This window comes from Mesorhizobium sp. LNHC252B00, from assembly GCF_000502955.1.
Lineage (GTDB): Bacteria > Pseudomonadota > Alphaproteobacteria > Rhizobiales > Rhizobiaceae > Mesorhizobium.
Genome location: NZ_AYWO01000016.1, coordinates 25283 through 49595, shown reverse-complemented (window position 1 = coordinate 49595; position 24313 = coordinate 25283). Strand labels below are relative to the sequence as shown.

The 24313-nt window shown below is 60.2% G+C and carries 23 protein-coding genes, 1 tRNA gene and 1 pseudogene; 15 read left to right on the top strand and 10 right to left on the bottom strand.

The annotated features are described in order from the left end of the window. Positions 1 to 32: 32 nt before the first annotated feature. From X744_RS150780 to X744_RS150790, 3 genes are all read left to right on the top strand, one after another. A complete protein-coding gene (locus X744_RS150780) occupies positions 33 to 821 on the top strand; it encodes a HugZ family protein (protein ID WP_023760640.1) in 789 nt (262 codons plus the stop codon). A 145-nt stretch (positions 822 to 966) separates the two neighbouring features. Continuing rightward, a complete protein-coding gene (locus tag X744_RS150785) occupies positions 967 to 1311 on the top strand; it encodes a metalloregulator ArsR/SmtB family transcription factor (protein WP_023760638.1) in 345 nt (114 codons plus the stop codon). 161 nt (positions 1312 to 1472) lie between these two features. Then, positions 1473 to 2276: an RNA methyltransferase gene (locus X744_RS150790; RefSeq protein ID WP_023760637.1), complete on the top strand. Its 804-nt coding sequence runs from the start codon at positions 1473 to 1475 to the stop codon at positions 2274 to 2276. A gap of 2 nt (positions 2277 to 2278) precedes the next feature. Here the strand turns inward: X744_RS150790 and X744_RS150795 are convergent, their stop codons facing one another. Together X744_RS150795 and X744_RS150800 are read right to left on the bottom strand one after the other, a co-directional pair. After that, positions 2279 to 3409, bottom strand: a complete 1131-nt coding sequence (locus tag X744_RS150795) for a hypothetical protein (RefSeq protein ID WP_023760636.1) — start codon at positions 3407 to 3409, stop codon at positions 2279 to 2281. 247 nt (positions 3410 to 3656) lie between these two features. Beyond that, positions 3657 to 4193, bottom strand: coding sequence for an EipA family protein (locus X744_RS150800; protein ID WP_245266769.1), 537 nt, complete (start codon positions 4191 to 4193; stop codon positions 3657 to 3659). Positions 4194 to 4604: 411 nt separating this feature from the next. Here X744_RS150800 and X744_RS150805 point away from each other — a divergent pair, with 411 nt between their 5' ends. Beyond that, positions 4605 to 5234, top strand: coding sequence for a histidine phosphotransferase family protein (locus X744_RS150805; RefSeq protein WP_023760634.1), 630 nt, complete (start codon positions 4605 to 4607; stop codon positions 5232 to 5234). A 240-nt stretch (positions 5235 to 5474) separates the two neighbouring features. After that, positions 5475 to 5879, top strand: a complete 405-nt coding sequence (locus X744_RS150810) for a response regulator (protein ID WP_023760633.1) — start codon at positions 5475 to 5477, stop codon at positions 5877 to 5879. A 106-nt stretch (positions 5880 to 5985) separates the two neighbouring features. Here the strand turns inward: X744_RS150810 and ctrA are convergent, their stop codons facing one another. Continuing rightward, positions 5986 to 6681 carry a cell cycle two-component system response regulator CtrA gene (gene ctrA, locus X744_RS150815; protein ID WP_006203583.1) on the bottom strand — a complete coding sequence of 232 codons (696 nt, stop codon included), beginning with the start codon at positions 6679 to 6681 and terminating at the stop codon, positions 5986 to 5988. A 451-nt stretch (positions 6682 to 7132) separates the two neighbouring features. Between ctrA and X744_RS150820 the strand changes: the two genes are divergently transcribed. Continuing rightward, positions 7133 to 7510, top strand: a complete 378-nt coding sequence (locus tag X744_RS150820; protein ID WP_023760632.1) for a flagellar export protein FliJ — start codon at positions 7133 to 7135, stop codon at positions 7508 to 7510. 81 nt (positions 7511 to 7591) lie between these two features. On the opposite strand, the gene X744_RS150825 is transcribed toward X744_RS150820, so the two are convergent. Then, positions 7592 to 7990: a helix-turn-helix domain-containing protein gene (locus tag X744_RS150825; RefSeq protein WP_023760631.1), complete on the bottom strand. Its 399-nt coding sequence runs from the start codon at positions 7988 to 7990 to the stop codon at positions 7592 to 7594. Positions 7991 to 8080: 90 nt separating this feature from the next. On the opposite strand from X744_RS150825, the gene X744_RS150830 reads away from it, so the two are divergent. Continuing rightward, the gene (locus X744_RS150830; RefSeq protein WP_023760630.1) at positions 8081 to 9007 is read left to right on the top strand and encodes an NADP-dependent oxidoreductase; all 927 of its coding nucleotides are present in this window, start codon (positions 8081 to 8083) and stop codon (positions 9005 to 9007) included. Between the two features lie 248 nt (positions 9008 to 9255). After that, a complete protein-coding gene (locus tag X744_RS150835) occupies positions 9256 to 9660 on the top strand; it encodes a hypothetical protein (RefSeq protein ID WP_023760629.1) in 405 nt (134 codons plus the stop codon). Between the two features lie 192 nt (positions 9661 to 9852). Here X744_RS150835 and X744_RS150840 read toward each other — a convergent pair whose 3' ends face one another. Further along, the gene (locus X744_RS150840; RefSeq protein WP_013529904.1) at positions 9853 to 10128 is read right to left on the bottom strand and encodes a DUF1153 domain-containing protein; all 276 of its coding nucleotides are present in this window, start codon (positions 10126 to 10128) and stop codon (positions 9853 to 9855) included. A gap of 309 nt (positions 10129 to 10437) precedes the next feature. Between X744_RS150840 and mnmA the strand changes: the two genes are divergently transcribed. Beyond that, entirely contained in the window at positions 10438 to 11628 is a 1191-nt protein-coding gene (gene mnmA / locus X744_RS150845) for a tRNA 2-thiouridine(34) synthase MnmA (RefSeq protein ID WP_023760628.1), read from the top strand. Positions 11629 to 11708: 80 nt separating this feature from the next. Here mnmA and X744_RS150850 read toward each other — a convergent pair whose 3' ends face one another. Further along, a complete protein-coding gene (locus X744_RS150850) occupies positions 11709 to 12668 on the bottom strand; it encodes a Gfo/Idh/MocA family oxidoreductase (protein WP_023760627.1) in 960 nt (319 codons plus the stop codon). A 240-nt stretch (positions 12669 to 12908) separates the two neighbouring features. On the opposite strand from X744_RS150850, the gene X744_RS150855 reads away from it, so the two are divergent. Both X744_RS150855 and X744_RS1000000175365 read left to right on the top strand, forming a co-directional pair. Continuing rightward, positions 12909 to 12985 (top strand) — tRNA-Met (locus X744_RS150855). Positions 12986 to 13160: 175 nt separating this feature from the next. Beyond that, positions 13161 to 13415, top strand: coding sequence for a GDCCVxC domain-containing (seleno)protein (locus X744_RS1000000175365; RefSeq protein ID WP_084025519.1), 255 nt, complete (start codon positions 13161 to 13163; stop codon positions 13413 to 13415). On the opposite strand, the gene X744_RS150860 is transcribed toward X744_RS1000000175365, so the two are convergent. After that, positions 13392 to 14669: an MFS transporter gene (locus X744_RS150860; protein ID WP_023760626.1), complete on the bottom strand. Its 1278-nt coding sequence runs from the start codon at positions 14667 to 14669 to the stop codon at positions 13392 to 13394. The genes X744_RS1000000175365 and X744_RS150860 overlap by 24 nt on opposite strands. A gap of 3 nt (positions 14670 to 14672) precedes the next feature. After that, positions 14673 to 15413 (bottom strand): MBL fold metallo-hydrolase, encoded by a 741-nt coding sequence (locus tag X744_RS150865; protein WP_023760625.1) that lies wholly within the window; start codon positions 15411 to 15413, stop codon positions 14673 to 14675. Between the two features lie 70 nt (positions 15414 to 15483). On the opposite strand from X744_RS150865, the gene X744_RS150870 reads away from it, so the two are divergent. From X744_RS150870 to X744_RS150875, 3 genes are all read left to right on the top strand, one after another. Beyond that, the gene (locus tag X744_RS150870; RefSeq protein ID WP_023760624.1) at positions 15484 to 16152 is read left to right on the top strand and encodes a metalloregulator ArsR/SmtB family transcription factor; all 669 of its coding nucleotides are present in this window, start codon (positions 15484 to 15486) and stop codon (positions 16150 to 16152) included. Positions 16153 to 16188: 36 nt separating this feature from the next. Next, positions 16189 to 16338, top strand: a complete 150-nt coding sequence (locus tag X744_RS1000000173905; RefSeq protein WP_023760623.1) for a hypothetical protein — start codon at positions 16189 to 16191, stop codon at positions 16336 to 16338. Positions 16339 to 16463: 125 nt separating this feature from the next. Next, entirely contained in the window at positions 16464 to 17102 is a 639-nt protein-coding gene (locus tag X744_RS150875) for a response regulator transcription factor (protein ID WP_023760622.1), read from the top strand. Between the two features lie 305 nt (positions 17103 to 17407). Here the strand turns inward: X744_RS150875 and X744_RS150880 are convergent, their stop codons facing one another. After that, positions 17408 to 19498, bottom strand: a complete 2091-nt coding sequence (locus tag X744_RS150880) for a hypothetical protein (protein ID WP_023760621.1) — start codon at positions 19496 to 19498, stop codon at positions 17408 to 17410. Positions 19499 to 19967: 469 nt separating this feature from the next. After that, positions 19968 to 20164: pseudogene (locus X744_RS0137540) on the bottom strand (ATP-binding protein); the annotation flags it as partial. Positions 20165 to 21898: 1734 nt separating this feature from the next. Here X744_RS0137540 and X744_RS1000000175360 point away from each other — a divergent pair. Further along, entirely contained in the window at positions 21899 to 24295 is a 2397-nt protein-coding gene (locus tag X744_RS1000000175360) for a DUF5801 repeats-in-toxin domain-containing protein (protein WP_245266767.1), read from the top strand. Positions 24296 to 24313 lie beyond the last annotated feature (18 nt).

Genomic DNA, 24313 nt, shown 5'->3' with positions numbered 1-24313 from the left:
GAGAAAGAGAATCCACTTATTGCGGTGATGCCATGGACGAGCCGAAGAAGGGCGTGATCCGCGAGACGGACGCCGAAGCGATCCGGTTGGCGAAGACGCTTCTGCGCAACGCCCGCTTTGGCGCGCTGGCGGTGATCGAACCGCAAACCGGCTCGCCGCTGGCCAGTCGGGTCGGTGTGGCCACCGACATCGATGGCGCGCCGCTGATCCTGGTGTCGATGCTCTCGGCGCACACCGGTGCCATGCTTGCCGATCCGCGCTGCTCCCTTTTGCTTGGCGAACCCGGCAAGGGCGACCCGCTGGCGCACCCGCGCCTGACACTGGTCTGCAAGGCGGCACGGCTCGAGCGCGGATCAAGCGAACATGCCCGCACCGAGCGCCGCTATCTCAACCGCAACCCGAAGGCGAAACTTTATGCCGGTCTTGGCGACTTTTCGATCTTTCGCCTCGAGCCGCAACGCGCCAGCCTCAATGGAGGTTTCGGCAAGGCCTATCATCTCGATCAGTCGGATCTGCTCACCAGCGGGCCGATCGTCGAGGAACTGGCGGCGAGCGAGCAATCCGCCATCGATCACATGAACGCTGACCATCTTGACGCGATCGCCGTGTATGCCCGGCATTTCGCGACAGCATCCGGCAACGACTGGACCGTCACCGGTTTCGATGCCGATGGTATGGATCTGATGTCGGGCGATCATGTTTGCCGGGTCTTCTTCCCACAACCATTGGCCGCAGCGCGCGAACTACGACACGTTCTGGTCGAAATGGCCAAGGTTGGCCGGGCCTCGGCCGATACCGGGACTGGCCTTAATTTTGCTTGATTAAAAGCAACACTTGAGATTTAACTGAAATGCTCTACCTTTTGTTGGTGACGCTGAATCGCCAGCGCCGGTTCACAAGTGAGTTTATGGAATCAGACGCCATCGCCCCCATGGCGTCGGGATGAACAAGAAGCATGGGGCATCAATGGTCTCGACAAAGCTAATCGTCAACGCGGAATCTGCGGCCGAATTTCTCATGCTGATGGGCAATGAGAAGCGGCTGTTGATCATGAGCTATCTTGCCGACGGTGAAATGTCGGTCGGCGCCATCGCCGAGAAGGTGATGCTCAGTCAATCGGCACTATCCCAGCACCTGGCCAAGTTGCGCGCGCTCGACCTCGTCGACACCCGCCGTGACCGCCAGATGATTTATTATTCCTGCAAATCCGACGCCGTGCGCGAACTGCTTGTCATGCTGGACGGCATTTTCGGCAGCGGCAAGGATGACTTGTCCCAGATGGCGCACCGTTTGCGCCGTGCGGGAACCTGACCGTGCTGTAGCCGCTGACCTCGTCGGCGATTTCAGAGCAACCTGCGCCCATCCGGGCGCATGGAGCTGGCTGACCATCTCGAATTGTGCTTTCCAAACCAAAGGCTAGCGTAGCGAAATCGGTCTGGATTTCCGGCCGATTCGATGGCCGCGAGGAACGCATGGATCCCATTCGCATCGACGACCCGCAAGATCCGCGGGTCGCTGCCTATCTCGACATCCGCGAGCGCGATCTCGCCGGCCGGCAGGGCCGCTTCGTCGCCGAAGGCAAGGTGGTGCTGGACCTGCTGCTCTCGGCCGGACGTTTTGGCGCCGAATCGGTTCTGGTTCTGGAGAACCGGCTGGCCGGCCTCGGCGACATCCTGCGCAAGGCGCCGGCCGACCTTCCGGTCTATGTCGCCACCGGCACGGTGATGGACGCAATCGCCGGATTTCACATGCATCGGGGCATCCTGGCCATAGGCCGCAAGGGGACGCCCCAGTCTGCCGAGGCCCTTGTGGATGCCCTGCCGGCCGGGGCGCTTGTCGTGGTGCTCGTCGGCATCGCCAATCATGACAATATAGGTTCGATCTTCCGCAACGCCGCCGCCTTTGGTGCCGACGCCATACTGCTGGATGAGACATGCTGCAATCCGCTCTACCGCAAGGCGATCCGCGTTTCGGTCGGCGCCGCGCTCAAGATCCCTTTCGCATCGTTCACCGACGCCGCCGGCTTCACGGCAATGCTCGCCCGGCGGAACTTCGAACAATTCGCACTGACGCCACGCGGGCAGACCGACATCCGCGATGCGCAACGGAGCGAACGCCTGGCGCTCTATCTTGGCACTGAGGGCGAAGGCTTGCCGGAAAGCCTGCTCGCGCGCTTGCACACCGTGCGGATCACCATGTCGGAAGGTTTCGACAGCCTGAATGTCGCAGCCGCATCAGCCATCGCTCTGCATCATTTTTCGGCAAAAGAGACCTGATTTCAACTTGTCGCGTCAGCCTTCTGCAGCGCCCGCACGCGGTCGGCAAGACTGCGGTTGCCGGAGCGTACATCCGAAGGGGCCGCCAAGGCCTTGGCGATCGGCGAACCAGGCCCCTCGAGCTTGGCCGTCAGGTAGACGACCTCCGCCGCGAGTTCGTTCATCTGCTCGCGCAGGGCGGAGCTGCCGTCCGCGGGATTGGACGCGGACAGCGCCGTGAGATCCGCCTTCAGACGCTTGTTCTCGAGCGCCAGCGCCGTCAACCTCGCCTCTAGGCGCTCCCGGTCGCTGTCAAGCTTGGCGATTGCTTTGTCGAGGTCGTCGCTCTTGGCGGTTTCGCCGGCCTTGCCGACCAGCCGCAAGCCCGGTTCGCTGTCTTCGGCTTTCGATTTTTCGCGCATGCGCGCCAGTTCCTTTTCGCGGCGGTCAAGCTTGTCCTCACGGTCGGCAAGTGTCGCCAGCAGCCGTTCGACCTTCTTGTCGAGCTCAGCGGTCCTTTTCTTCTCGGCTTTCAGCGCTTCGCGTGCTGCCTTGCTTTCGGCCGCGATCTCCTGGCCGCGCCTGTCCGCCTCCTTGCGCTGACCGCGCAGCAGCGCAATGTCGCTGGCGAGTTTCTGCATTTCGGATTCGCGCGCGACGAGCTCGATCTGCCGGCTGCTGGAGGAAAAACTGGCGTCGTCATACATCTGCTCCAGTTTTTCCAGCTCGAGCGCGCGTTTTTCCAGCTTGCGTTCGGTTTCCTTGAGTCGCTCCGAAAGCTGCTGCAACTCGCTCTCGCGCTGATGCAACGCCTCGTTCTTGGCGCCGAGCTCGGTCAGCGCCTGGTTCTTGTCCATGCGCTCGACCGCCAGCCCCTTCAGGGCCTCGCGACCGCGATTGATCTCCACGAGTTGTTCAGCTGCCTTCTCGCGCAACGTCTTGGCGATGATTTCGAGGCGGCGTGTCGACATGGCGTACTCGGCGCGGATGCGATCCTTGTCCGCCTGGATTTCGGTTTGCGTCAGAGGGATCGAGGCTTCGATACGTTTTCGCGTCAGGGTGACGGCGCGACGCCATATGGCCGGAGCCACCATAAGCGCCAGAAAGCCGGCGCAGAGAAAGCCGAGGACGAAGAACAGGACCGACTGGACCAAGTGACTACCCGTTGTGGACGGCAACCATCAAACCAATGCATGTCGCCCAAACGTGGGAACCGGTTTTGGGAACCGACATGCAACAAGATCAAGCAAAAGCGCATCGAGCGCTTTTGACTGTGCCACGTTGACATGGCGGAAATCCAGCGTTGCGGCAAGGGTTTGCCGCAACGTTGCCAGTTTTACGCATGTCGCCGAAAGCGGCCCCGGTTTTGGGAGAACGACATCCATAAGCCAAAGAATAGGCTCAGAAGGGATTCCAGGTAGCGCGCTCGGTAAGCTTCAGATAGCCGAGATTGATGCCGAGCCGGGCACCGACGCCGGTACGGATCGGCACCAGGAGCACATTGTTGTTCTTCAGCACGTTGAAGCCGACGCCCGCCACCACATAGGCCGAACCGGCGACGCCGCCATAGCGGTTGTAGAGACTGCCCACATCGTCGAGATTGTAGACCAACATCATCACCCGCGACCCTTCGCCGCCGAAATCCCAGCCGAGCGACGGGCCTTGCCAAAATACTTTGTGATCGCCGGCATTCTTGGTGTAGAGCGTGCCTTCGCCATAGGTCAGGCCGCCGATCAGCGCGCCCGAGCCCTCTTCGCCCAGCAGATAGCCATTGGGCAGGCCGTAGGAAGCAAAGATCTTCTCGATGACCGTGGCGAGCCCGCCCGATGTCGCGCCGAAAAACTTGTGACCGGAATCGACAATCTCCTGAGCGGTATATTCCTGGGCCCGCAGGGCCGAAGTCGAGAAAACGAGAACGCCTATGAGCGCGATCGCCATTGAGATGACACGGACAAAGGTCCGGTCGCGGACGCGGAAAAAATTGCGGCCATAGAATCGGGAAAACATGCTTCCAATCTCCGTCAGGGAGCACCTTCGCCGACGCCTCGCACCCCGTACGGCTCTTTTAGCCGGCCGTTAGGGGTAACTGTTACGGGCAAACTATGCCGTAATCCTTTTTCAACCATTAAGCTCCCACATGAACATGGCGGTTCAAAGGCTGTTTGGGGTCGCTCAAGTGGGGTCGGCAGCCTGTGTGAACGCCATTTGCCATAACCACAATTTGGATTTGTTGCTGCACGCACGGGCGCTGTGTATTCAGAAAGTCCGAGGAGAGAGCGTGATTCGTGCGGGCAGGCGACGATCGATCGCTCGGCCGTGAGTTATAAAATTTTGCAGGGATTTTCGCCGATGTCCGATCTGTTCACCCTTTCCGCACCCGACCTGGCAGCGCTGTTGTGCAGCCGGGTCTGCCACGACATCATTTCGCCGGTCGGCGCAATCAACAACGGGCTCGAACTGCTCGACGAAGGCGGTGCCGACGAAGACGCCATGAAGTTGATCCGTCAGAGTGCCCGCAACGCTTCGGCCCGCCTGCAGTTCGCCCGCATCGCCTTCGGTGCCGCCGGCTCGGCCGGCATGCTGATCGATACCGGCGATGCCGAAGCGGTCGCCATCGCCTTCCTCAAGAACGAGAAACCGGAACTGACCTGGAACGGAACCCGCGCGCTGCTGCCCAAGAACAAGGTCAAGCTGCTGCTCAACCTGATCCTCGTCGCCAACGCCGCCATTCCGCGCGGCGGCAAGCTCTCCGTGACGCTGGAAAATCTCGAGACCGAGCCGCGTTTCGCGCTTGCGTCGAGCGGCCCGATGTTGCGCGTGCCGCCGAAATTCCTCGAGCTGCATTCCGGTCATAAACCGGAGGAACCGATCGACGCCCATTCCGTGCAACCCTACTACACGCTGCTTCTGGCGCGTGAAGCTGGCATGACGATATCGATCCACGCGACACCGGAAGAGATCGTGCTTTCGGCAGCCTGATAGCGTCGTCGAGAAACACCGAAGTATTTTGCCAGCGAAATCTGTAGTTTCGGGCTCAACGACATGAAATGCTTTTGGTTGCCAGGGCGGCAATGAAGCATTCGCGAATAAAAGCCAGCAGCCGCCATCTTTGCAAAAATTTTACCTAACGCCTTTTCGGCTTCTTTACCAGATTGGCCTATGCTGCGTCTGAATGCCCCGGATGCTACCGGACGGCCAGACGGCAGAGAGGACCCGGATATGAAACGCTGCATGTTCGTCGACGATTCAAGCGTCATCAGGAAGGTTGCAAAGCGCATCCTGGGCGGTTCCGAAATGGTTATTATCGAGGCCGCCAGCGGACTTGACGCGCTGGAGATGTGCGCCGCCGATATGCCCGACATCATCGTCGTCGACGGCGCCTTGCCTGACATAGCGGCGGTCGATCTTATCCGTCGCGTGCGTGCCATGGAGAGCCCGATAAAGCCGCAGATCCTGGTTTCACTGGTCGAGCTCGATATCGCTTCGATCATGCGGGCCAAGCGCGCTGGAGCTCAGGGCTATCTTTTGAAGCCGTTCAACCGGTCGCAATTGCTCGAGCGTTTTCGCGCCTTGAGGATCGCGCCTGATTCGGTCGCAGTGAGCGTTTCCAGGAAAAGTGCGTGACGGTTTTCAGCTGGTAATTGCGTAAATCAGACGCTTATCAGCCAATCACGCAAAAAACCCGGCAAAGCCGGGTTTTTTATTGAATAAGTTCGAAAGTATTCTTCGCTCAGGCGCTGACGCGGATGTCCTCGGGTTCGCGCAGCACATAGCCGCGGCCCCAGACCGTCTCGATGTAATTCTGGCCGCCGGATGCCGCATCGAGCTTCTTGCGCAGCTTGCAGATGAAGACGTCGATGATTTTCAGCTCAGGCTCGTCCATACCGCCATAAAGGTGGTTGAGGAACATTTCCTTGGTTAGCGTCGTACCCTTGCGCAGCGAGAGCAGCTCCAGCATCTGGTATTCCTTGCCGGTCAGGTGCACGCGCTGGCCGCCGACTTCGACGGTCTTGGCGTCGAGGTTGACCACCAGGTCGCCCGTGGTGATGACCGACTGGGCGTGCCCCTTGGAGCGCCGCACGATAGCATGAATGCGGGCGACCAGTTCATCCTTATGGAACGGCTTGGTCATGTAGTCGTCGGCGCCGAAGCCGAGGCCGCGTACCTTGTCCTCGATACCGGCCATGCCGGAGAGGATGAGGATAGGCGTCTTTACCTTGGAAAGACGAAGCGTTCTCAACACCTCGTAGCCCGACATGTCAGGCAGGTTGAGATCGAGAAGGATGATGTCGTAATCGTAGAGCTTGCCTAGATCGACGCCCTCTTCACCGAGATCGGTCGTGTAGACGTTGAAACTTTCCGATTTCAGCATCAGCTCGATGCTTTGTGCGGTTGCACTGTCATCTTCTATCAGCAGAACACGCATTTCATTCCCCTTTTCTGCTGCCGGACCATTTCACGACCCGTCCGGACCCGGAGCAGTGGTTGCCTTGTGCCGAGGCTGCCATTAAATGGTTAACAAAACCTAATTTCCCGTCCATGACGGTACCAGATTTTTTAACCTCTTTCTACACCCTCTTGAATCCAATAACGAATCTCAGAACCAAATTCCTAATGCAACACATCAACAATCTGGACTAAGTGACTCCAGGGACTCATCGACGTCGCTTCGCATCGGCAGCCGGAATTTTTACCCGGCCTTAAGTCCTGACCCGTATGATTAACAATGCCCGTAAACGAATGGTTACCGCCGGCAAAAAACTTTAGGGTTTTGTTTCCCATAGTTCGGGGAAAGGCGGTGGACACGGGTGCGGCCTGGGCCCTTCCAGGTGGTTTGGACGATAGATGCGGGTGTGCGTTTCCGGGAGTACCGAATCATGAAGTCACGTGAAAACCTCGTTCGGCTGAAACAGTTTCAGGTGAATGAGAAGCGGCGGCAGCTGCTGCAACTCGACATGATGATCGCAGAGTTCGAACGCATGGCCGTCGAGCTGGAGCTTCAGATCACCGCTGAAGAAAAGAAGGCCGGCATAACCGACATCAACCATTTCGCCTATCCGACCTTCGCCAAGGCTGCGCGTTTGCGCCGCGACAACCTCAGAAATTCGCAAAGTGACCTCGCTCAGCAGCGAAGCACTGCCGAATCATTACTCGGCGAAGCTGAAGCGGAGCTTTCCAAGGCGGAAATGCTCGAGTCACGCGACACCAAGGTCCGCGAAGCCGAGATCGGCGGCCGCAGTGCCATGATCGGCTGAAGCTGCCCTGCCGCCCTCTGCATTAGCGCTTCTCGGCTCCAGGCCTTGGCGGGGAAAGTTGCCAAGAGAACTGCAAGCCACCTAGGCGGCCCAGTCCCCTTCGTTTCCGGCAATTGCCTTTGCCCGCGCATCCTTGATGTCCGGTGCATGCTGCTCCGCCCATGACCGGATCTGGGTAAGCAGCCCCGCCAGATTCTGGCCGAGATCCGTCAGTTCATATTCGACGCGCGGCGGGATGACCGGGAATATCTCGCGCCGCACCAGTCCATCACGCTCGAGAACGCGCAGCGTCTGCGTCAGCATCTTCGGCGTGATGCCTTCGAGCTTGCGCGCAAGCTCGCCGTTGCGCAGCCGGCCTTTGCGCAGCGCGCAAACCACCAGATAGACCCATTTGCTGGCCAGCATTTCCAGCACTGTGTGCGATGGGCACGTTCGCCGGAACGCATCATAGCCGAAACCGTGGTCGTCATCACTATCCATGGGGTTCGTATATATCATGAAGGTACATACTAGACAAGAAGCCATTACTATCCAAATGATAGTGACGCCAACCAAACAGGAGATATCCCAATGCGCGCCGCTATCCAGAATTCCGTCGGCGGACCCGACGTTCTCTTCGTCACCGACCAGCCCAATCCGACGCCAAAGGCAGGCGAAGTGCTGGTCCGGGTCAAGGCGGCCGGCATCAATCCGGTCGATGGTGCCGTTCGAGCCGGCTACTTCCCATTGCTCGGCGAGCCGCCCTTTATCCTGGGGTGGGATATCTCGGGAACTGTTGAAGCGCTGGGCGCCGGCGTTTCCGGCCTGCGGATCGGCGACGAGGTGTTCGGCATGCCGCGCTTTCCCAAACAGGCCGCGGCCTATGCCGAACTGGCCGCTGTTCCCGCCGATGAAATCGTGCTGAAGCCAAAGGGCGCCGACCATAACCAGGCAGGCGCCCTGCCGCTGGCAGGCCTCACCGCCTGGCAGGGCCTGGTCCGCCATGGCGGGCTGGAATCGGGCCAGCGCGTGCTGGTTCACGCGGCAGCCGGCGGCGTCGGTCATCTCGCGGTGCAGATCGCCAAGGCGCGCGGTGCTTACGTCATCGCCACCGCGAGCCCGCAAAAACTCGACTTCGTCCGCAAACTCGGCGCCGACGAGGTCATTGATTACACCAAGGGCGATTTCACCGACCATGTTCGCGACATCGATCTGGTGCTGGATCCAATGGGCGGCGACCACGCCGAACGCTCGCTGAAGGTGCTCAAGCGTGGCGGCGTGCTGGTGTCATTGCTCGATGTCAACGACGACACCAGAGCGCAGGCCAGTGTGCGCGACATCCGGGTCGAGCGTATGCACGTCGTGCCCGACAGGGAGGGCCTGCTGGAATTGGCTCGCTTGATCGATGCGAACAAGCTCGCCGTCCATGTGGCGAAGAGCTTCCCGCTTGACCAGGCAGCAGGTGCTCACGCTCACCTTGCGACCAAGCCGATCGGCAAGGTTGTGCTGTCGATCTGAGTTCCACGGGCTCGCTTCGGAAAACAAGGGCGCGCGTCGTCGCGCCCTTGTGGCGAAACGCCCGCGGCGCGATCGTCTCGCTCGACCGTGACACAAGAGAGGCGATGTTGAAGAAGCGGACACGCGCTCGCCAAGTCATACCGGAATAACCAATTCGAGCAGTACCTCTTATCGGTCCTTAAGGTTTTTAATCCAAGCTGGCGAAGTGCTGATGAATACTTTGACTCCTGGATCTTGGGACAAAACCCGTGGAACATTCTGGCGGCGTCGAGGAAAAGCGCAGATGGGTTCGAAGGAACGTCAATTTCCTTGTTCGCCTCATCTTTCCGTCACATGGCTTGCGCGAGGTACAGAGCGCCAATTTCCGCATGCTGGACCTGTCCGAGGGTGGAGCGGCGCTGTATGTCGGCAGCTTTTCCGGCAGGCCGGATTACTTTTACCTGCAATTTGGCGATGATAAATCCGAACTCGTAAGCTGTTATCTGGTTCAAAGAACACAGCACGCGCTGAGTTGCCGATTCACCAGTCCCCTGCCAACCGCACAGATCGACGCTATCATCGCTCAGAAAGAGATGGACCTCACCATCGAAAGTCTTTTTTCGGAGACGAAAGAGGATTTGGTCGACAACTTTCTTGGCTCGTTTGTGACGTAGATTTCGCCCTGCCCGATCACAGGGCGCGGCCTTCGTCTCGCACGTTTAAGAAGAAAGGCGCGAAGAAGCGCGCGATCACGTCTCGCCCTCCGCAGGTCGGCGAGCACGTCCATGCAGCGAGAAATCGAGAACGGCGAAAAGAAGCGGTTGCGCCGCCCCTTAACTCACGATCGCCGTTCCTGAAGCGAATTGCTAATGTCGGTATTGCTGGATGCGCGTCGTGCGCAGCCCGGCAAGGCCATATTCGTCGATCGACGCCTGCCAGGACAGGAATTCCTCGGTGGTGAGCTTATAGCGTTGGCATGCCTCGTCCAGGCTCAAGAGCCCGCCGCGCACTGCCGCAACCACTTCCGCCTTACGCCGGATAACCCAGCGACGTGTATTCGTCGGCGGCAGATCGGCAATCGTAAGAGGGCTGCCATCAGGCCCAATAACATATTTGACTCTCGGTCTAACCAGATCGGTCATCGTACTCTCTACAAAAAACTCAAAGACCCAATCCCCGCCACGTTACCGCCACAGCTTTAAAAATTGCCTAAGCAGACCCTAATGACTAGGTAAGGATCATGAACGCCGCGTTAGTCTTTTCGCCGGCATTTGAACCATCTGCCCGCAAACCCTGGTTTGCCGGGGAAGAAACCAATGTTCGCCGGGGCAAAGCATCCCCTCACGCGGATCGATCGCAGCCGATGAATCGCCCCGCACGCTGGCGCGCCGGTAAAGCTTGACCTATATTCTCGACATTGGCATTGAGACGCCGCGTAGAACGAAAGCATCATGAACAGTCTCGATCTTCCCGGACGTCCCGAAACCAACCGCATCGTCGTCGCCATGTCGGGCGGTGTCGATTCATCGGTCGTCGCTGGCCTGCTGAAGCGCGAAGGCTATGATGTCGTCGGCGTCACCTTGCAGCTCTACGACCATGGCGCGGCGACGCATCGGGCTGGCTCATGCTGCGCCGGGCAGGACATCGACGATGCCCGCCGCGTCTCCGAGACGCTCGGCATCCCCCATTATGTGCTCGACTATGAAGAGCGCTTCCGCAAGGCCGTCATCGATCCCTTCGCCGAAAGCTATGTCGCCGGCGAGACGCCGATCCCTTGCGTTTCCTGTAACCAGACTGTGAAGTTCGCAGACCTCCTGGCCACCGCCAAGGAGCTTGGCGCCGACGCGCTGGCCACCGGCCACTATATCCGCTCCGGTGCCAACGGCGCCCACCGCGCGCTCTACCGGCCGGTCGACGCCGACCGTGACCAGAGCTATTTCCTGTTCGCCACCACGCAGGCGCAGATCGATTATCTGCGCTTTCCGCTCGGCGGCCTGTCGAAGCCGCAGGTTCGCGCCATTGCCGAGGAGATGGGGCTGACGGTTGCCGCCAAGCAGGACAGCCAGGACATCTGCTTCGTGCCACAGGGCAAGTATTCCGACATCATCGCCAAGCTGAAGCCGACCGCCGCCAATCCAGGCGACATCGTCCACATCGACGGCCGCGTGCTCGGCCGCCATGAGGGCATCCTGCGCTACACGATCGGCCAGCGCCGCGGCATCGGCATCGCTTCCGGCGAGCCGCTTTACGTCGTCCATCTCGATGCCGACCGCGCTCGCGTCGTGGTCGGCCCGCGCGAGGCGCTGGAGACGCACAAGATCTATCTGCGCAACATGAACTGGCTTGGCGACGGACCGCTCACGGACGTCCCCGCCGGCGGCCTGGAGCTATTCGCCAAGGTTCGCTCGACGCGACCGCCGCGCCCGGCCGTGCTGCATCATCGTGCCGGCGCCACATGGGTGGAACTGGTCGACGGCGAGTCCGGCATCGCGCCGGGCCAGGCCTGCGTGCTCTACTCCGATGACGGCAACGAGGCCCGCGTGTTCGGCGGCGGCTTCATCGAGCGCTCGGAGCGTGGCGCCGAGGCCGAAGCCATGCTGACCCGGCTTGCTGCCCAGCCGGCGCAGGTCCCCGCGGAATAGGGGCCCCGTCCTCTCGGAGACCGTTTCGGAAGCGCAGAAGACGCACTCGATTGGCCGCCGGAGTAGAATCTCCAAACGGTTCAGGATTTGGTGTGCGTGACGGTGCCCGCTGTCAGGATGCGCAGCACCCTGATCGCTTCCTCGCCGCTGGTGCGCGGCTCGGCACGGGTCTCGATGCACTGGATGAAATGTTCCAGCTCGCGCGTCAGCGGCATGCCCTGGGCAACCGCGACATAGGATGGCTCATTGGTGGTGAAGGCCCATTGGCCGCTATCCTGCCACACCGCATGGCGGTAGACGGCAAGCTTGCGTTCCCATGGCTCGACATCGTCGAACACCGCCATCGCCTTGGTGCCGACCACGGTCAGCCGCCGCTCGCGATAGGGATTGAGCCGCGAGGTGAAGAGATGGCTGCGCAGTCCGTTGGGAAAGCGCATGTGCAGATGCGCGAAGTCGCTGAGATTGTCGAGCAGCGCGGCCCCCTCGCCGCGCACGTCGATCGGCTCGGTGCCGGTGATCGCCAGGATCATCGACAGATCGTGCGGCGCCAGGTCCCACAACGCGTCGTTCTCGGTGTGGAACTTGCCGAGGCCGAGCCGGTGCGAGTGGATGTAGCGGACTTCGCCGAGCTCGCCCTTGTCGATCAGCCCTTTCAGCGTTTCGAAGGCGGGATGGAACCGTAGGACATGGCCGACCATGAAGACGCGGCCATTGTCCTTGGCCGCCTGCACCGCGCGTTCGGCATCCGGCACCGTCAGCGCGATCGGCTTTTCCACCAGCACGTCCTTGCCGCTCTCGACGGCGCGCACGGCAAGATCGGCATGGAATTGCGGCGGCAGTGCCATGACGATGGCGTCGATATCGTCCCGGACGAATAGCTGGTCGGGCTCGATCGCCAGGCAGTCCTGCTCGCTGGCAAAGCCTTCGGCACGGGCCCGGTTGGCGTCGGAGACCGCGTGCAACGCGCCGAGCGCCTTGAGGGTGCGGATGTGGTTGCTGCCCCAGTATCCGCAACCAAGGACTGCAATGCGCGGCTTCATCTGTTTCAAACTCTAAAAACTCGTGGCCGAGACATAGCGACGTGCCCCTGCGAACTCAACCCCGACGGCGGCAACCAAATGTCTGCGCGGCAAAGCTTTTCGATAATGACGATAAGCCGGCAAGCCGGTTGTTTCGAAGCTTGACAGGCTCGCCCTCCCAACCTTATATCCGCGCGACCTTGGCGAACGCCCCCGACATGCCTTTCGATTTGAGGCGGATTTCGGGCCTTTCGCCGCCCTGGCGGGGTAGCTCAGTTGGTTAGAGCACGGGAATCATAATCCTGGGGTCGGGGGTTCAAGTCCCTCTCCCGCTACCATCACAATCTCATAACTATCTGCATATTTTCTGGCACGAGTGTGAGCGAGTCCATGAGTTCGCCGCCGGTCGACCACCTGCTTGAAGGGTAGTGTCTCGGTTTGGAATTTTGACCGCGCCGTTTTCGCATCCGGCCCCGATCTCCTATATGCTTGGCGCAATGCGCGGGAGTGGCAATGAAGCTTGAGTGCACCCTTACTTGCCCAGAATGCGGGCATCGGTCTGTGGAAACGATGCCGACCGACGCCTGCGTTCACTTTTACGAATGCAAGAACTGCGGCGTGCTCTTGAAGCCGTTGGCGGGTGATTGCTGCGTTTTCTGCTCATATGCCGATCTGCCATGCCCGCCGCGTCAGGAGAATGGCCGTGCCCATCGCCGCCGGCAAACGCCCGCTCCTCTTCAAAATTCAAACCGAGACGCCGGAAGATGACGGCTGACCGGAACCCCTGGCGGCCTCCTGCATCACGATGGCGACAATCGCGCCAGAGACAAACGTCAATGCGGCGATCGATGTGATCGCCCATGAGAGGCCGAAGCGATCGGCGATGAGGCCTGCGGAGAGCGCCCCGATCGCGTAGCCGAGATCGCGCCAGAACCGGTAGACGCTGAGCGAGCGGGCGCGCCAACTGGGATGCGAAGCGTCGGAAACGGCAGCGATCAGACTTGGATAGACCATTGCGGTTCCAAGGCCGAGCAGAAGGCTGCCGACAAGCCACCATTCGAACCGGTTCGTGGCCGCGGTGAGAAACAAGCCGCCGGCCTGGATCCACATTCCGGCGACGATCAGGCCCTTGCGACCCCAGCGATCGCTCAAGGGGCCGGTGACGATCTGCAGGATTCCCCATGTCGCGGGATAGACCGCCTTCAGGATGCCGATGCGCTCGATGCCAAGTCCGAAGGACACGAAGAACAACGGGAAAATACCCCAGCTCATGCCGTCGTTGAGATTGTTGACGAGGCCGGCTTGCGAAGCCGCGAACAGATTGCGGTTCCGGAACGAGGTCAGCGCAAACACCTCCCGGAAGCTGATCGGCGCGGATTGCCGTGCGTGAGCGGATACCTCAAGCCTGAGGTGGTCGCGTGTGTCGCGGATAAGCAGCACCGACAACACTGTGCCGACGACGGCATAGCCGATCCCGAGATAGATCGGTACCGGGCGCAATCCGTATTGCGAGGCAAGATAGCCAGTCAGGAACGCGGTTACGCCGACGGCAAGATAGCCGGCGAATTCATTGAGGCCGACGGCGAGGCCACGCGACTTCGGACCGACGAGATCGACCTTCATGACCACCGTCATCGACCAGGCGAGTCCCTGATTGATGCCGAGCAGCGCATTGGCCGCAATCACCCATCCCCAGCTCGGGGCCCAGATGATCATGAACGGAACCGGCAAGCCGACGAGCCAGCCGAGGACGAGAACGCGCTTGCGCCCCCAGCTGTCGGCGAGTTGGCCGGAGACGAGATTGGCAAGCGCCTTGACCACGCCGAAGCTGACGATGAAGGAGACGACGAGTGTCGTCGACGTGATGCCGAACATTTCCGACCCGATGAGCGGCACGACCGTTCGCTCGATCCCGACCATGCCGCCGACAAACGCATTCACCAGCATGAGGAGAGCAAACTGCCGCCAGTTTTCCCTAAGCCCAAGTCTGACGGTCGAGCCTGCTGATTGTGAAACGCTCATCGGTCAGGCGGCAGCGGCAGCCAAGCCGGCATTGGCGGCGCGGTTGCGCGCCGCTTGCGGCGGCGGGGGCGGTATGTCTGCAATCATCGTGGCGACGAAAGCGTCCTCGTCCTCGATGCGGAATGCTTTGTTGAAGCGCTTCTCGAAGCCGATCGTCGATGTCGGCTTGCCACTGAGCGAGCGCCCGCAGACCGAGCCGGAGTAGGCGCCCGGCAGCACCTCGACGTGATCCGGCAGTTGCTTGAGGCGCCGTACGCTGGAAAACAGCGTCCGCGCGCCGGCCTCGGCGCTGGTTGCCAGTTCGGTTCGCCCGAGATCGCCAACCATGAGCGTGTGGCCTGTCAGCACGAACCATGGCTCCGCCGCGCGCGTCCTGTCCGTGACCAGGAGCGAGATATGCTCCGGCGTGTGCCCGGGCGTGTGCATCACGGTCATGGTCACATTGCCGAGCTCGAGCACCTCACCGTCCTTGGCACGCAAAAATGGGAACCCGGCTTCCGCGCCTTCGAAGAGCACGTATTGCGCACCCGAAGCGGCGGCAAGTGAGCGCCCGGCGGAAATGTGGTCGGCATGGATGTGCGTGTCGACCACGAAGAGGATACGCATGCCGGTTGCCTCGGCAACTTCGAGATAAGGCGCGATGTCGCCGACCGGATCGACGACCGCGGCGGCGGATTTTCCACCGCAGCCGAACAGGTAAGATGCTGCAACGGGATCGGAATGGAGGAATTGACGGAGGATCATGACTTGCGCGCCCTACCTCGCCCGAGATATCATTCAATTATTCTACTGAATGTTTCACTGAGAAGATCACATGTCAAGCATCGGGCCAAAACAGGCGATTTTCGCCAGCCTTGCCGAAGTGGCTCAAGCTCTCGGGCATGCCCACCGGCTGGAATTGCTTGAGCACCTCGCCCAGGGTGAACGCAGCGTCGAGGGGCTTGCGGCACGGGCCGGCCTCAACTTCGCCAACGCCTCGCGCCACCTTCAAATTCTTCGGCGCGCGCGACTTGTCGAGGCGCAGCGGCACGGCAAGCATGTGCTTTATCGACTTGCCGGGGATGCCCAGGTGGTTGAATTGATGAAGGCCCTGGGGCGCTTGGGCGAACGAAACGTCGCCGAGGTCAACCGCGTGATGACGGACTACTTCCACGCGCGCGACGCACTGGAGCCGGTGTCGCGCGAAGACCTTGTCTCAAGGCTGCATGACGGCCTTGTCACGGTTCTCGACGTCCGCTCGGAGGACGAATTTGCGCTTGGACATCTTCCGGGGGCGCTCAACATCCCGCTCGCTGAACTCGAACGCCGACTGGCGGAGCTTCCCGCGAACCGGGAGGTCATCGCCTATTGCCGTGGCCCCTATTGCGTTCTGTCGTTCGAGGCCGTCGCGGCATTGCGGATGCGGGGGTATGTCGTTCACCGGCTCGAAGACGGCTATCCCGAATGGAAGGCTGCAGGCCTTCCAGTTGAGGCAGCAGCCTGAAGTGGTCTTGCATCCAAATATTTTCGGACGAACAACATGACGCCGCCAATTCCGCATTCGCCGCTGCTTGAGCTGAAGGACTATTCGGCGGAGGCCGTGTTTCAGGTTGAAAACATGCTGCGTAAGGCGCGGCGGCAAAAAGGCCTGCGGCGTCTACCCCTGCCTGGCGTGCCCGCGCCGGTCTGAAAGACTCGGTCGCTATTATAGCAGTCACTATATTAGTGTTTACTTGACAATACGCATGAGCTCTGGTTTCGTGGTTTTAACGGGTGCTTAACCAAGTTTATTGCGTTTTTTCGGACGGTGTTGGTATGTCGACTTTGGTTGTGGCCGACCCGCGGGGGGTGTATCTCGCCGGTCTGGAGTGGGTGTTGCAGAAGGCTGGACATGAGGTTGTCGCCCAGTGCCGCCGCCCTGTCGACGTGGTCCCTCATGTGGAGCGCCATCGGCCGGACATGGTCATCGTCGGCCTGGATATGGCGGATCCGCAGACGATCGGTCTTTCGGCCCGGCTGAAGGCCTGCAACAGCGCTCTCGGCATCATCTTCATCGTCCAGCCGGCCGGCAGGATCGACATCAAGGACATACAGGCGCTCGACAGCGACGGCCTGGTGCTGGAGGGCATCAGCCACCGCTATCTCATCGAATGCGTGAGCGCGGTGGCGACAGGCAAGAAATGGATCGACAACAAAATCGTCCAGCAACTGCTGATGCCGGAAACGCAGCCCCAGCCGATGTCCAGACTGACCGGACGGGAGACTGAAATCGCCGATCTCGTCTCGCGCGGGTTGCGCAACAAGGCCATCGCCCAGCGGCTGCACGTATCCGAAGGCACGGTGAAGATGCACCTGCATCACGTCTACGAGAAGCTGCGCCTCGGCGGCCGGGCGGAGCTGGCCTGGATGGCGCATGGCAAAGGCACTGAGCGTCCAGGAACGGGCCTCCTCTGACACCAGCACCGCCTGACGGCATCGGCCGTGATACCGCCGCAGCGTCCCGCTCTATGTCCCAAAGCCGGGGCCAAAATGATCCAATTGTGGGAGCCGGCAGCCCAGCCTTGCGCATGCCTTCGATAAGAACATCGTGATCGGCGCCTCCGTTCTCGACGATTGCGACAGCCTGCTCTCGGTCAAAGCCGACGACGCTTTGCGCGCCGCCTGGTTTTAGTCCAGGGCCTTGGTGTCTTGAACGACCGGTCCCCCTAGGGGGACCGGATCGCCAGGCGTTGAAGCTCCTGCGGGCTACGAGGACGCCATTAAACAATGAAGGTCTGGCTTGCGTCGATGTGCAGCTGTTGCGTAACAGCATCCCCGTCGAGGTCGGTGTTTGCCAGCGTGAAATCGAACGACTGATCGGGAACCGGAGCCTCGATGCTCGTCGAGAAGTCGAGGATGCGAACACCCGAATTGGCACCGCCGATGTGGAACTGAACGTAGGCTGTGTCGAAGGCTTGGCCACCATCGTCATTGATGGTCACGGTCTGATTACCCGAGCGCAAGCCAGTAACGTTGTCGGTATTGTGATCGATCAGATTACCGCCATCGTCGTAAAGCCACGATTCTACTGTGATTTTGTCGATGTTTCCAATCCCTGCGACCGCAAAGGTTAGATTGTTGATGTCAGACCCGTCCGCAGTAGAGAAGGTGAAGCCCTCGTTGTTATTGATCTGCGACGCCTGACCGCCTTTCACCCCGAATCCAACTGCATCGGGGTTAAGGTCGTCAGCCGCAACGGTCGGGCCTCCCAGTGGAGCAGTGTTGAACGGCGCAAAGGCTCCCTCGGCCGCGTCCGGCGCGGGCGTAGCGTTGAAGATCAGACCGTCAAAGACGATGCTGCCGGTGTTGTCCACCGTGGGTACCGTCAAGATCTCCTGGGGACCGCCCGACTTGACCGCATTGAAGTCGAGGTCGGACTGCTCACCGTGCGGTGTGAAGAGCACGTCGAAGGTGTACCCCGAATCCGTGACGTTCAGTCGGTAGAGGTCCGTATTGGTGGCCACGTCGTGGTACGTCAGCGTGGTTCCGCCGTTGGTGAGGTTCTCCGTGATGTCAGTGCCACCGAGATCGGTGAAACCGGTGATGGTGACGTGTGAGCCATCGGCTCCGGGAGTAAGGTCGAACGTCCCTGTGTCCTGCTGACCGGCGGCCAATCCGACCTGGAACGCCGTGGCATCACCAATAATGTCGGTGAACGTCGGCCCGGCGTCCTCGAACACGAGGTGCGTTCCGAGATCCTCGTGGTTGTGGACTGTCACCTCGGTCGATGATGGGAACTTGACTTCAAGGTTCTCAATGCGAACGCCGGAGGTGCTTTGCTTCGTGTCGTAGGTAAATCGGACGTAGATTTGATCGACGCCATCCGCATCCGCCGTTTCGATGGTATAATTATCAAAGACGGCGCTGCCAGCAGGTAAGCTTACTTTGTCAGTGCCGTGCTCAACTATTGCCCCATTGTCGACAGTCCACCACTCGATATTAACGCTCTTCACGCCGCCTATGGCCTGGATGTCGAACCTGATGCCGCCGATCTCGTTCGCATCCGGACTACCAGAAGTCCAGGCCGCGTCTTGAACGAAGAAACCCTCATTTTGATTCATCTGAGAGGCTTGGCCGCCCTTCACACCGAAGCCGATGGCGTCGGGGTTCAGATCATCATTGGTTCCGGAGTTGATTGGAACTGCCGTTGGATCGGGCACCGCCCCGACCGGGAAGATGAGGCCATCAAACTTGGCGCTGTGGTTGTCATTGGGATCTGTTGTCGCAACCGTGAGCGTCTCCTGCGGGCTACCTGACGGGATCGACGCAAAGTCGAGTGTCTGAAACGTTGTTACGAATTCGGTGGTCGTTACATCCAGTGTGATCTTGCCCTCGACAAGAGACAGGATGTCGCTTTCGTCAACGAGAGAATTATCGTTGTGTTGCAGCGGTTCGTACTGGATGAGGTAGACCTTCGCCGACGACACGCCGTCGCTCAGGTCAAGCGCAACCGCGAACGCCAGGTCGCCCGTGGGGTCAGCGACACCATTCACGGCCTCGCGCCCGTAAATGATGCCGCCTTCGTTGTAGAGGAAGATTTCCGTACCGTCGACGGTAAAGAGGCCGCTCGTCGTGCCGTTAGCGGGGATCAACAGCGCCAGATCGTCCGCTTCGGTTGTGTCAAGGAGGGCTGTGTTGACGGCCACCTGCGGGAAGCCTGTCGTGGGGTCGGTATCACTGATTTCGACGCCAAGATCATTGGCGAGATGGGCGAGCAGCGTCGCGCTCAGGGTGATATCATTATCGGTATCCTCGGTCTGGACGCCGATTTGCTCGTCGAGAACGAGATTTGTGTCGGTAATGGTGGCCATAACCTGCCCTCCGTTTGTTGATCGAGCTGGTTCCAGGGTCTGTTGGGATTCAGGTCGGGCCGCGCCGAAAAGTGGATTTCGAGAACCGGAACGGAGCACGCCTTAATGTGCGCAAGTTCTGGAAGCGCGGAAGACCGCGATTACCAGCCCGCATCACCTGAATGCTAAAATGCTAACAAACCCTAGCTGCTCAGGGGCCCACTTGGCGCAGCCTAAGGATGGCAAGTCAACTTTCCGTCTGGTAGTATTACGACCTATATCGAACGATATATATCGTTTTCGATAGATCGCTGTCCTCAGTATAAATGGGAATATTGACCTTGCGGAAAAGCGCCGCAATGAATGCTTGCGTCGGAGCAAATCACTCGTGTCAAACGCCTTGCAAAACTGACCCCCGATTGGAGTGCGCCCCTCGGACCGGACAGGGTCAAGTCGCAGTTTTGACCATCTGCCGGCCGTGTTGGGTTGATCAGGTGCGGTTCTTGAAGCGCCCGGACTCGTTGCCAGTCTCGGTGATCACACAGTGATGCGTGAGACGATCGAGCAGCGCTGTCGTCATCTTGGCGTCGCCGAACACGGCCGGCCATTCGCCGAAGGCCAGATTGGTGGTGACGATGATCGAGTCCGCTCGTAGAGCCTGCTGATGAGGTGGAAGAGCAATTGTCCAAAACGGGCCTCCTTTGACACCAGCACTTTCAACTGGCATCGAAATGAGGCCGGCAACGAGCCGGAAAGCTGCGTCATGGCATCGGCCGTGACACCCGCCGCAGCGCCTGCGCCGGCCTGAACTATCGAAGGATATATATCGTTCGATCAGGTACGGCCATTGACCTCAATACTACCGAAGCGGGAATGGACGCGCCCTCTGCGTCGGCGGCACGATGAGGGGTGGGGACGTCCATCACGCGATCGGATGTGCTGGGGTAGGTGCATTTTCGGCATCCGGGGGCTGGTTCCCTTTTTTGAATCGTTTTCAACCAAGGAGAACCTCCATGGCACTCGACATCATAGCCCAAGACATCATCATCGACGAAACCACCGGTCTTCAGGACGATGATGTTAACCCGTTGCTTCCGCCGTATAATGCCGACCCCACGCTGTCATATCTCCTAAGTCTCGACGGTCCGGGCGGACTGACCTCACCGGAGGTCGCCTTCCAGGCCGACTTCGTGGTGGCCTCGGCGACCGCGGGGGAAACCATCAGCACGGTTATTCTCACGCAGAATGCCTCCGGGACCCCGTATTCCACCACCGTCGGTGTGAACAGCGGCATTCAGACGGTCGATGGCAATTATGTCTGGCTGTTCCAGGACCAAACTCATCCAAATGTCGTGATCGGCGTCATTGGTACCGCTGACCCGGCCGCTGAGCCCGCTGAGACCGGGCCGCTCGCCTTCTCGTTCGCGCTGATCACCACCAGCACCACCGGTCATTTTGACCTATATACGGTCGAGTATGTGCCGTTGCACCATCCGATAACGACCAACCCGGACGACCAAATCGATCTGACCGGTAAAGTGTACGCCTCGGTCACAGGGACGACCGTGGTCAACTTCAGCCAGCTTAGTGACGCCCCTTCTGGACACAACGACTGGTATATCCTGGACGCCGACACAGCGAGCACGCAGAAGATTCTCGTCACGGCGCATGACGATGGCGTGCAATCTGAAGTCAACATCAGCACGCAAGGCTTCGGTGTCGCATCCCAAGACGTGCGCTTTGGCCGTGAGCTTCAGATCGACCTGATCAACGGCGGCACCCAGAGCGCGGGCAAGGACTTTACCGACTCGCCAATAGCGCCTGACTACATCGATCACATCGAGACCATCTCCAGCGCGGGTTTTTCGGTCTCGCAGTCCACCCCGACCGGCACCGTCGCCGACATCGAAATCCACGCCTATAACAATGACGACAACGTGGAAGGCGCTGCGTTCCCCGGTGATGACAACGATACGGCGATCGACATCACCGGAGTGACCTTCAAACTGAACGGCGTCGACACAACGGCCGCAGCCCTGGGCATCACGGTTGACTTCAGTGGCACTGGACTAATCCTTTACGATGTCGGCGAGGGCGTGACGGTCGATTTCACGACCGCAGGCGGGGTTGGCGGAACCTTTGATCGCTTCACCATCAAGAATGTCGATACCGAGAAAGACTTTTTCGACGTCAAGGAGATCCACTTTGGTGGTGAAACAACCAATGCCGCCAACGAAGAGGTCGGCTCCCTCATCAACTTCGACGACGACGGGCCGAGCATTTTGACGATCGGCGCGGAGCCGACGCTGACCGTCGACGAGACGGTTCTTGCGACCAACGACACGCAGAGCTTCGCCGCCAACTTCAGCCCGGCCTACAGATCGGAAGAGCGTCGTGTAGGGAANCGGCGCGGAGCCGACGCTGACCGTCGACGAGACGGTTCTTGCGACCAACGACACGCAGAGCTTCGCCGCCAACTTCAGCCCGGCCTACGGCGCCGACGGCGCCGGCACGCTGACCTACGCGCTGAGCATAACGGCAGGCTCAACCGGGCTCGTCGACACGGCGACCAATGAGGCGGTTGTCCTCTCGGTCAATGGCAGCGGCGTCGTTGAAGGCCGCACCACCACAACCAACCTCCTTGTGTTCACGGTCTCCGTCAGCGCTGCGGGCAGCGTCACCCTCGATCAGATTCGCGCGGTGGTTCATCCCGACGCCAGCAACCCCGACGACAGCAAGAGCCTGGCTGCGGACGACTTGGTCAAGCTCACCGCGACCATCACCGACAAGGACGGTGACCATCAATCGGCCACACTCAACATCGGCCAGAACCTCAACTTCAAGGACGANCGCGCGGTGGTTCATCCCGACGCCAGCAACCCCGACGACAGCAAGAGCCTGGCTGCGGACGACTTGGTCAAGCTCACCGCGACCATCACCGACAAGGACGGTGACCATCAATCGGCCGCCCTCAACATCGGCCAGAACCTCAACTTCAAGGACGATGGCCCGAGCATTTCGACAATCGGCGCGGAGCCGACGCTGACCGTCGACGAGACCGTACTGGGGCCTGACGCCACGCAGAACTTTGTGGCCAACTTCAGCTCGGCCTACGGCGCCGACGGGGCCGGCACGATCACCTATGCGCTTAGCTTCAATGCCGGCGTAACCGGGCTGGTCGATACGCTAACCGGTGAGGCGGTCGTCCTCTCGCTCAATGGCCTCGTACTTGAAGGCCGCACCGCCGGCACCAACGACCTCGTGTTCACGGTCTCCGTCAACGCCGCGGGCGACGTCACCCTCGATCAGATCCGGGCGGTGGTCCATCCGGACGCCAGCAACCCCGACGACAGCAAGACCCTGAACGCGGACAATCTGGTCGTGCTCACCGCCACCATCACCGACAAGGACGGTGACCACCAGTCGGCCGCCCTCAACATCGGCACAAACCTCATCTTCAAGGACGATGGCCCGACGATCACGCACCCGTTCGACGGTGACCCAGTTACCCCGGGCACCCAGAACGAAACCCTGGCTAACACGGCCGGTGCAACGGCTTCCGGAACTTTCGGCTACGACATCGGCGCGGATGCTCACCCGGCATCGTTCTATGCTGGCGGCGGCTCTGACTTTGTCGACCAGGACCTCGTGGCTCCTAAAGTCCAGATCGGACTCAGCGGCACGATCATCGGCGGCGGCGGAGGCACTCTCATCACCTCGAACGTCACGCTCGCGTCGGAGGACTCCGACTTCGCGACGTTCGACTTCACCTTCACCTATCACAAGGACCCAGCGGATAGCACCCAGATCGGCACGGCGGGCGGTACCCTCATATTCGACAAGGTTGGCAACACCTACACCATCAACCTGACCGACCCACTCGAAGGCTTCAGCTTCGACATTCTTCACACCAGTGAGTTCCTGTCCAAGGTGCCCACGAGCAACTCGGGCCACCCGCCGATCGTGGTGGAGCAGTTGCAGGCGGATGATCCGGGCACGACGGGTGTCAACGAAGGCTTCTACGTGCAGTTCACGGCCAACGCGATCAACAAAGCCAATCCGTTCAGCTTGACCGTCGATGGCGAAGCGAAATCCACTGACACCGTGTTCGACGGCACTCCTACTCACGAGATGGTGAGCAACAACCATGAAACGTGGGTGTCTGCGACGCAGGGCACCAACGGCGTCGCCGGTGACACGATCCAGCAAGGCGAACTGCTCACGTTGCGGTTCTTCAACACCAACGTCGGTATCCAGACCGAGGCTACCGACCCGACGACGGTTGCCTCCGCAGTCGCCATCAAGTTCGACGGTGTCGGGACCAGCGAGGACCTTATCCTGATCCTCGACCTCAAGGACGCCAACGGGCACGAGATTACGCGGGCCATCACCGTCGACAACGGTGACCTCTTCAGGATGGGACAGGTCCCTGCCCCTTACAGCAGCGATTTCACGCTCGACAACAACGACGCATTGCTGGTTGTCGAGCACAATGACTACAACTTCGGCAGCGAGACTTACCAGATTCAGGGCATCCAGATCATGCAGTCCGCGAACGGGCTGACGGGGTCTGGTATCAACCTGAACGGTGGGGTCGGAGGCAATGGTGGCAGCAGTTTGGCTAACCTCCAAAGCTTTACCGCCGCTTCCTTCGGCAATGAGCAGGACGTCTTGAAGATCACCGACATCGGCTTTACCTCGACGCAGACCACGACACCGGACGCGCACCTCGACTTCGCCTTCCAGGTGGCGGACGCGGACGGCGACACGACGCCTACGTCGCCGTTGTTGCAGCACATACTTGTTGACGTCACCTGATACTTGACCAACGGGGCC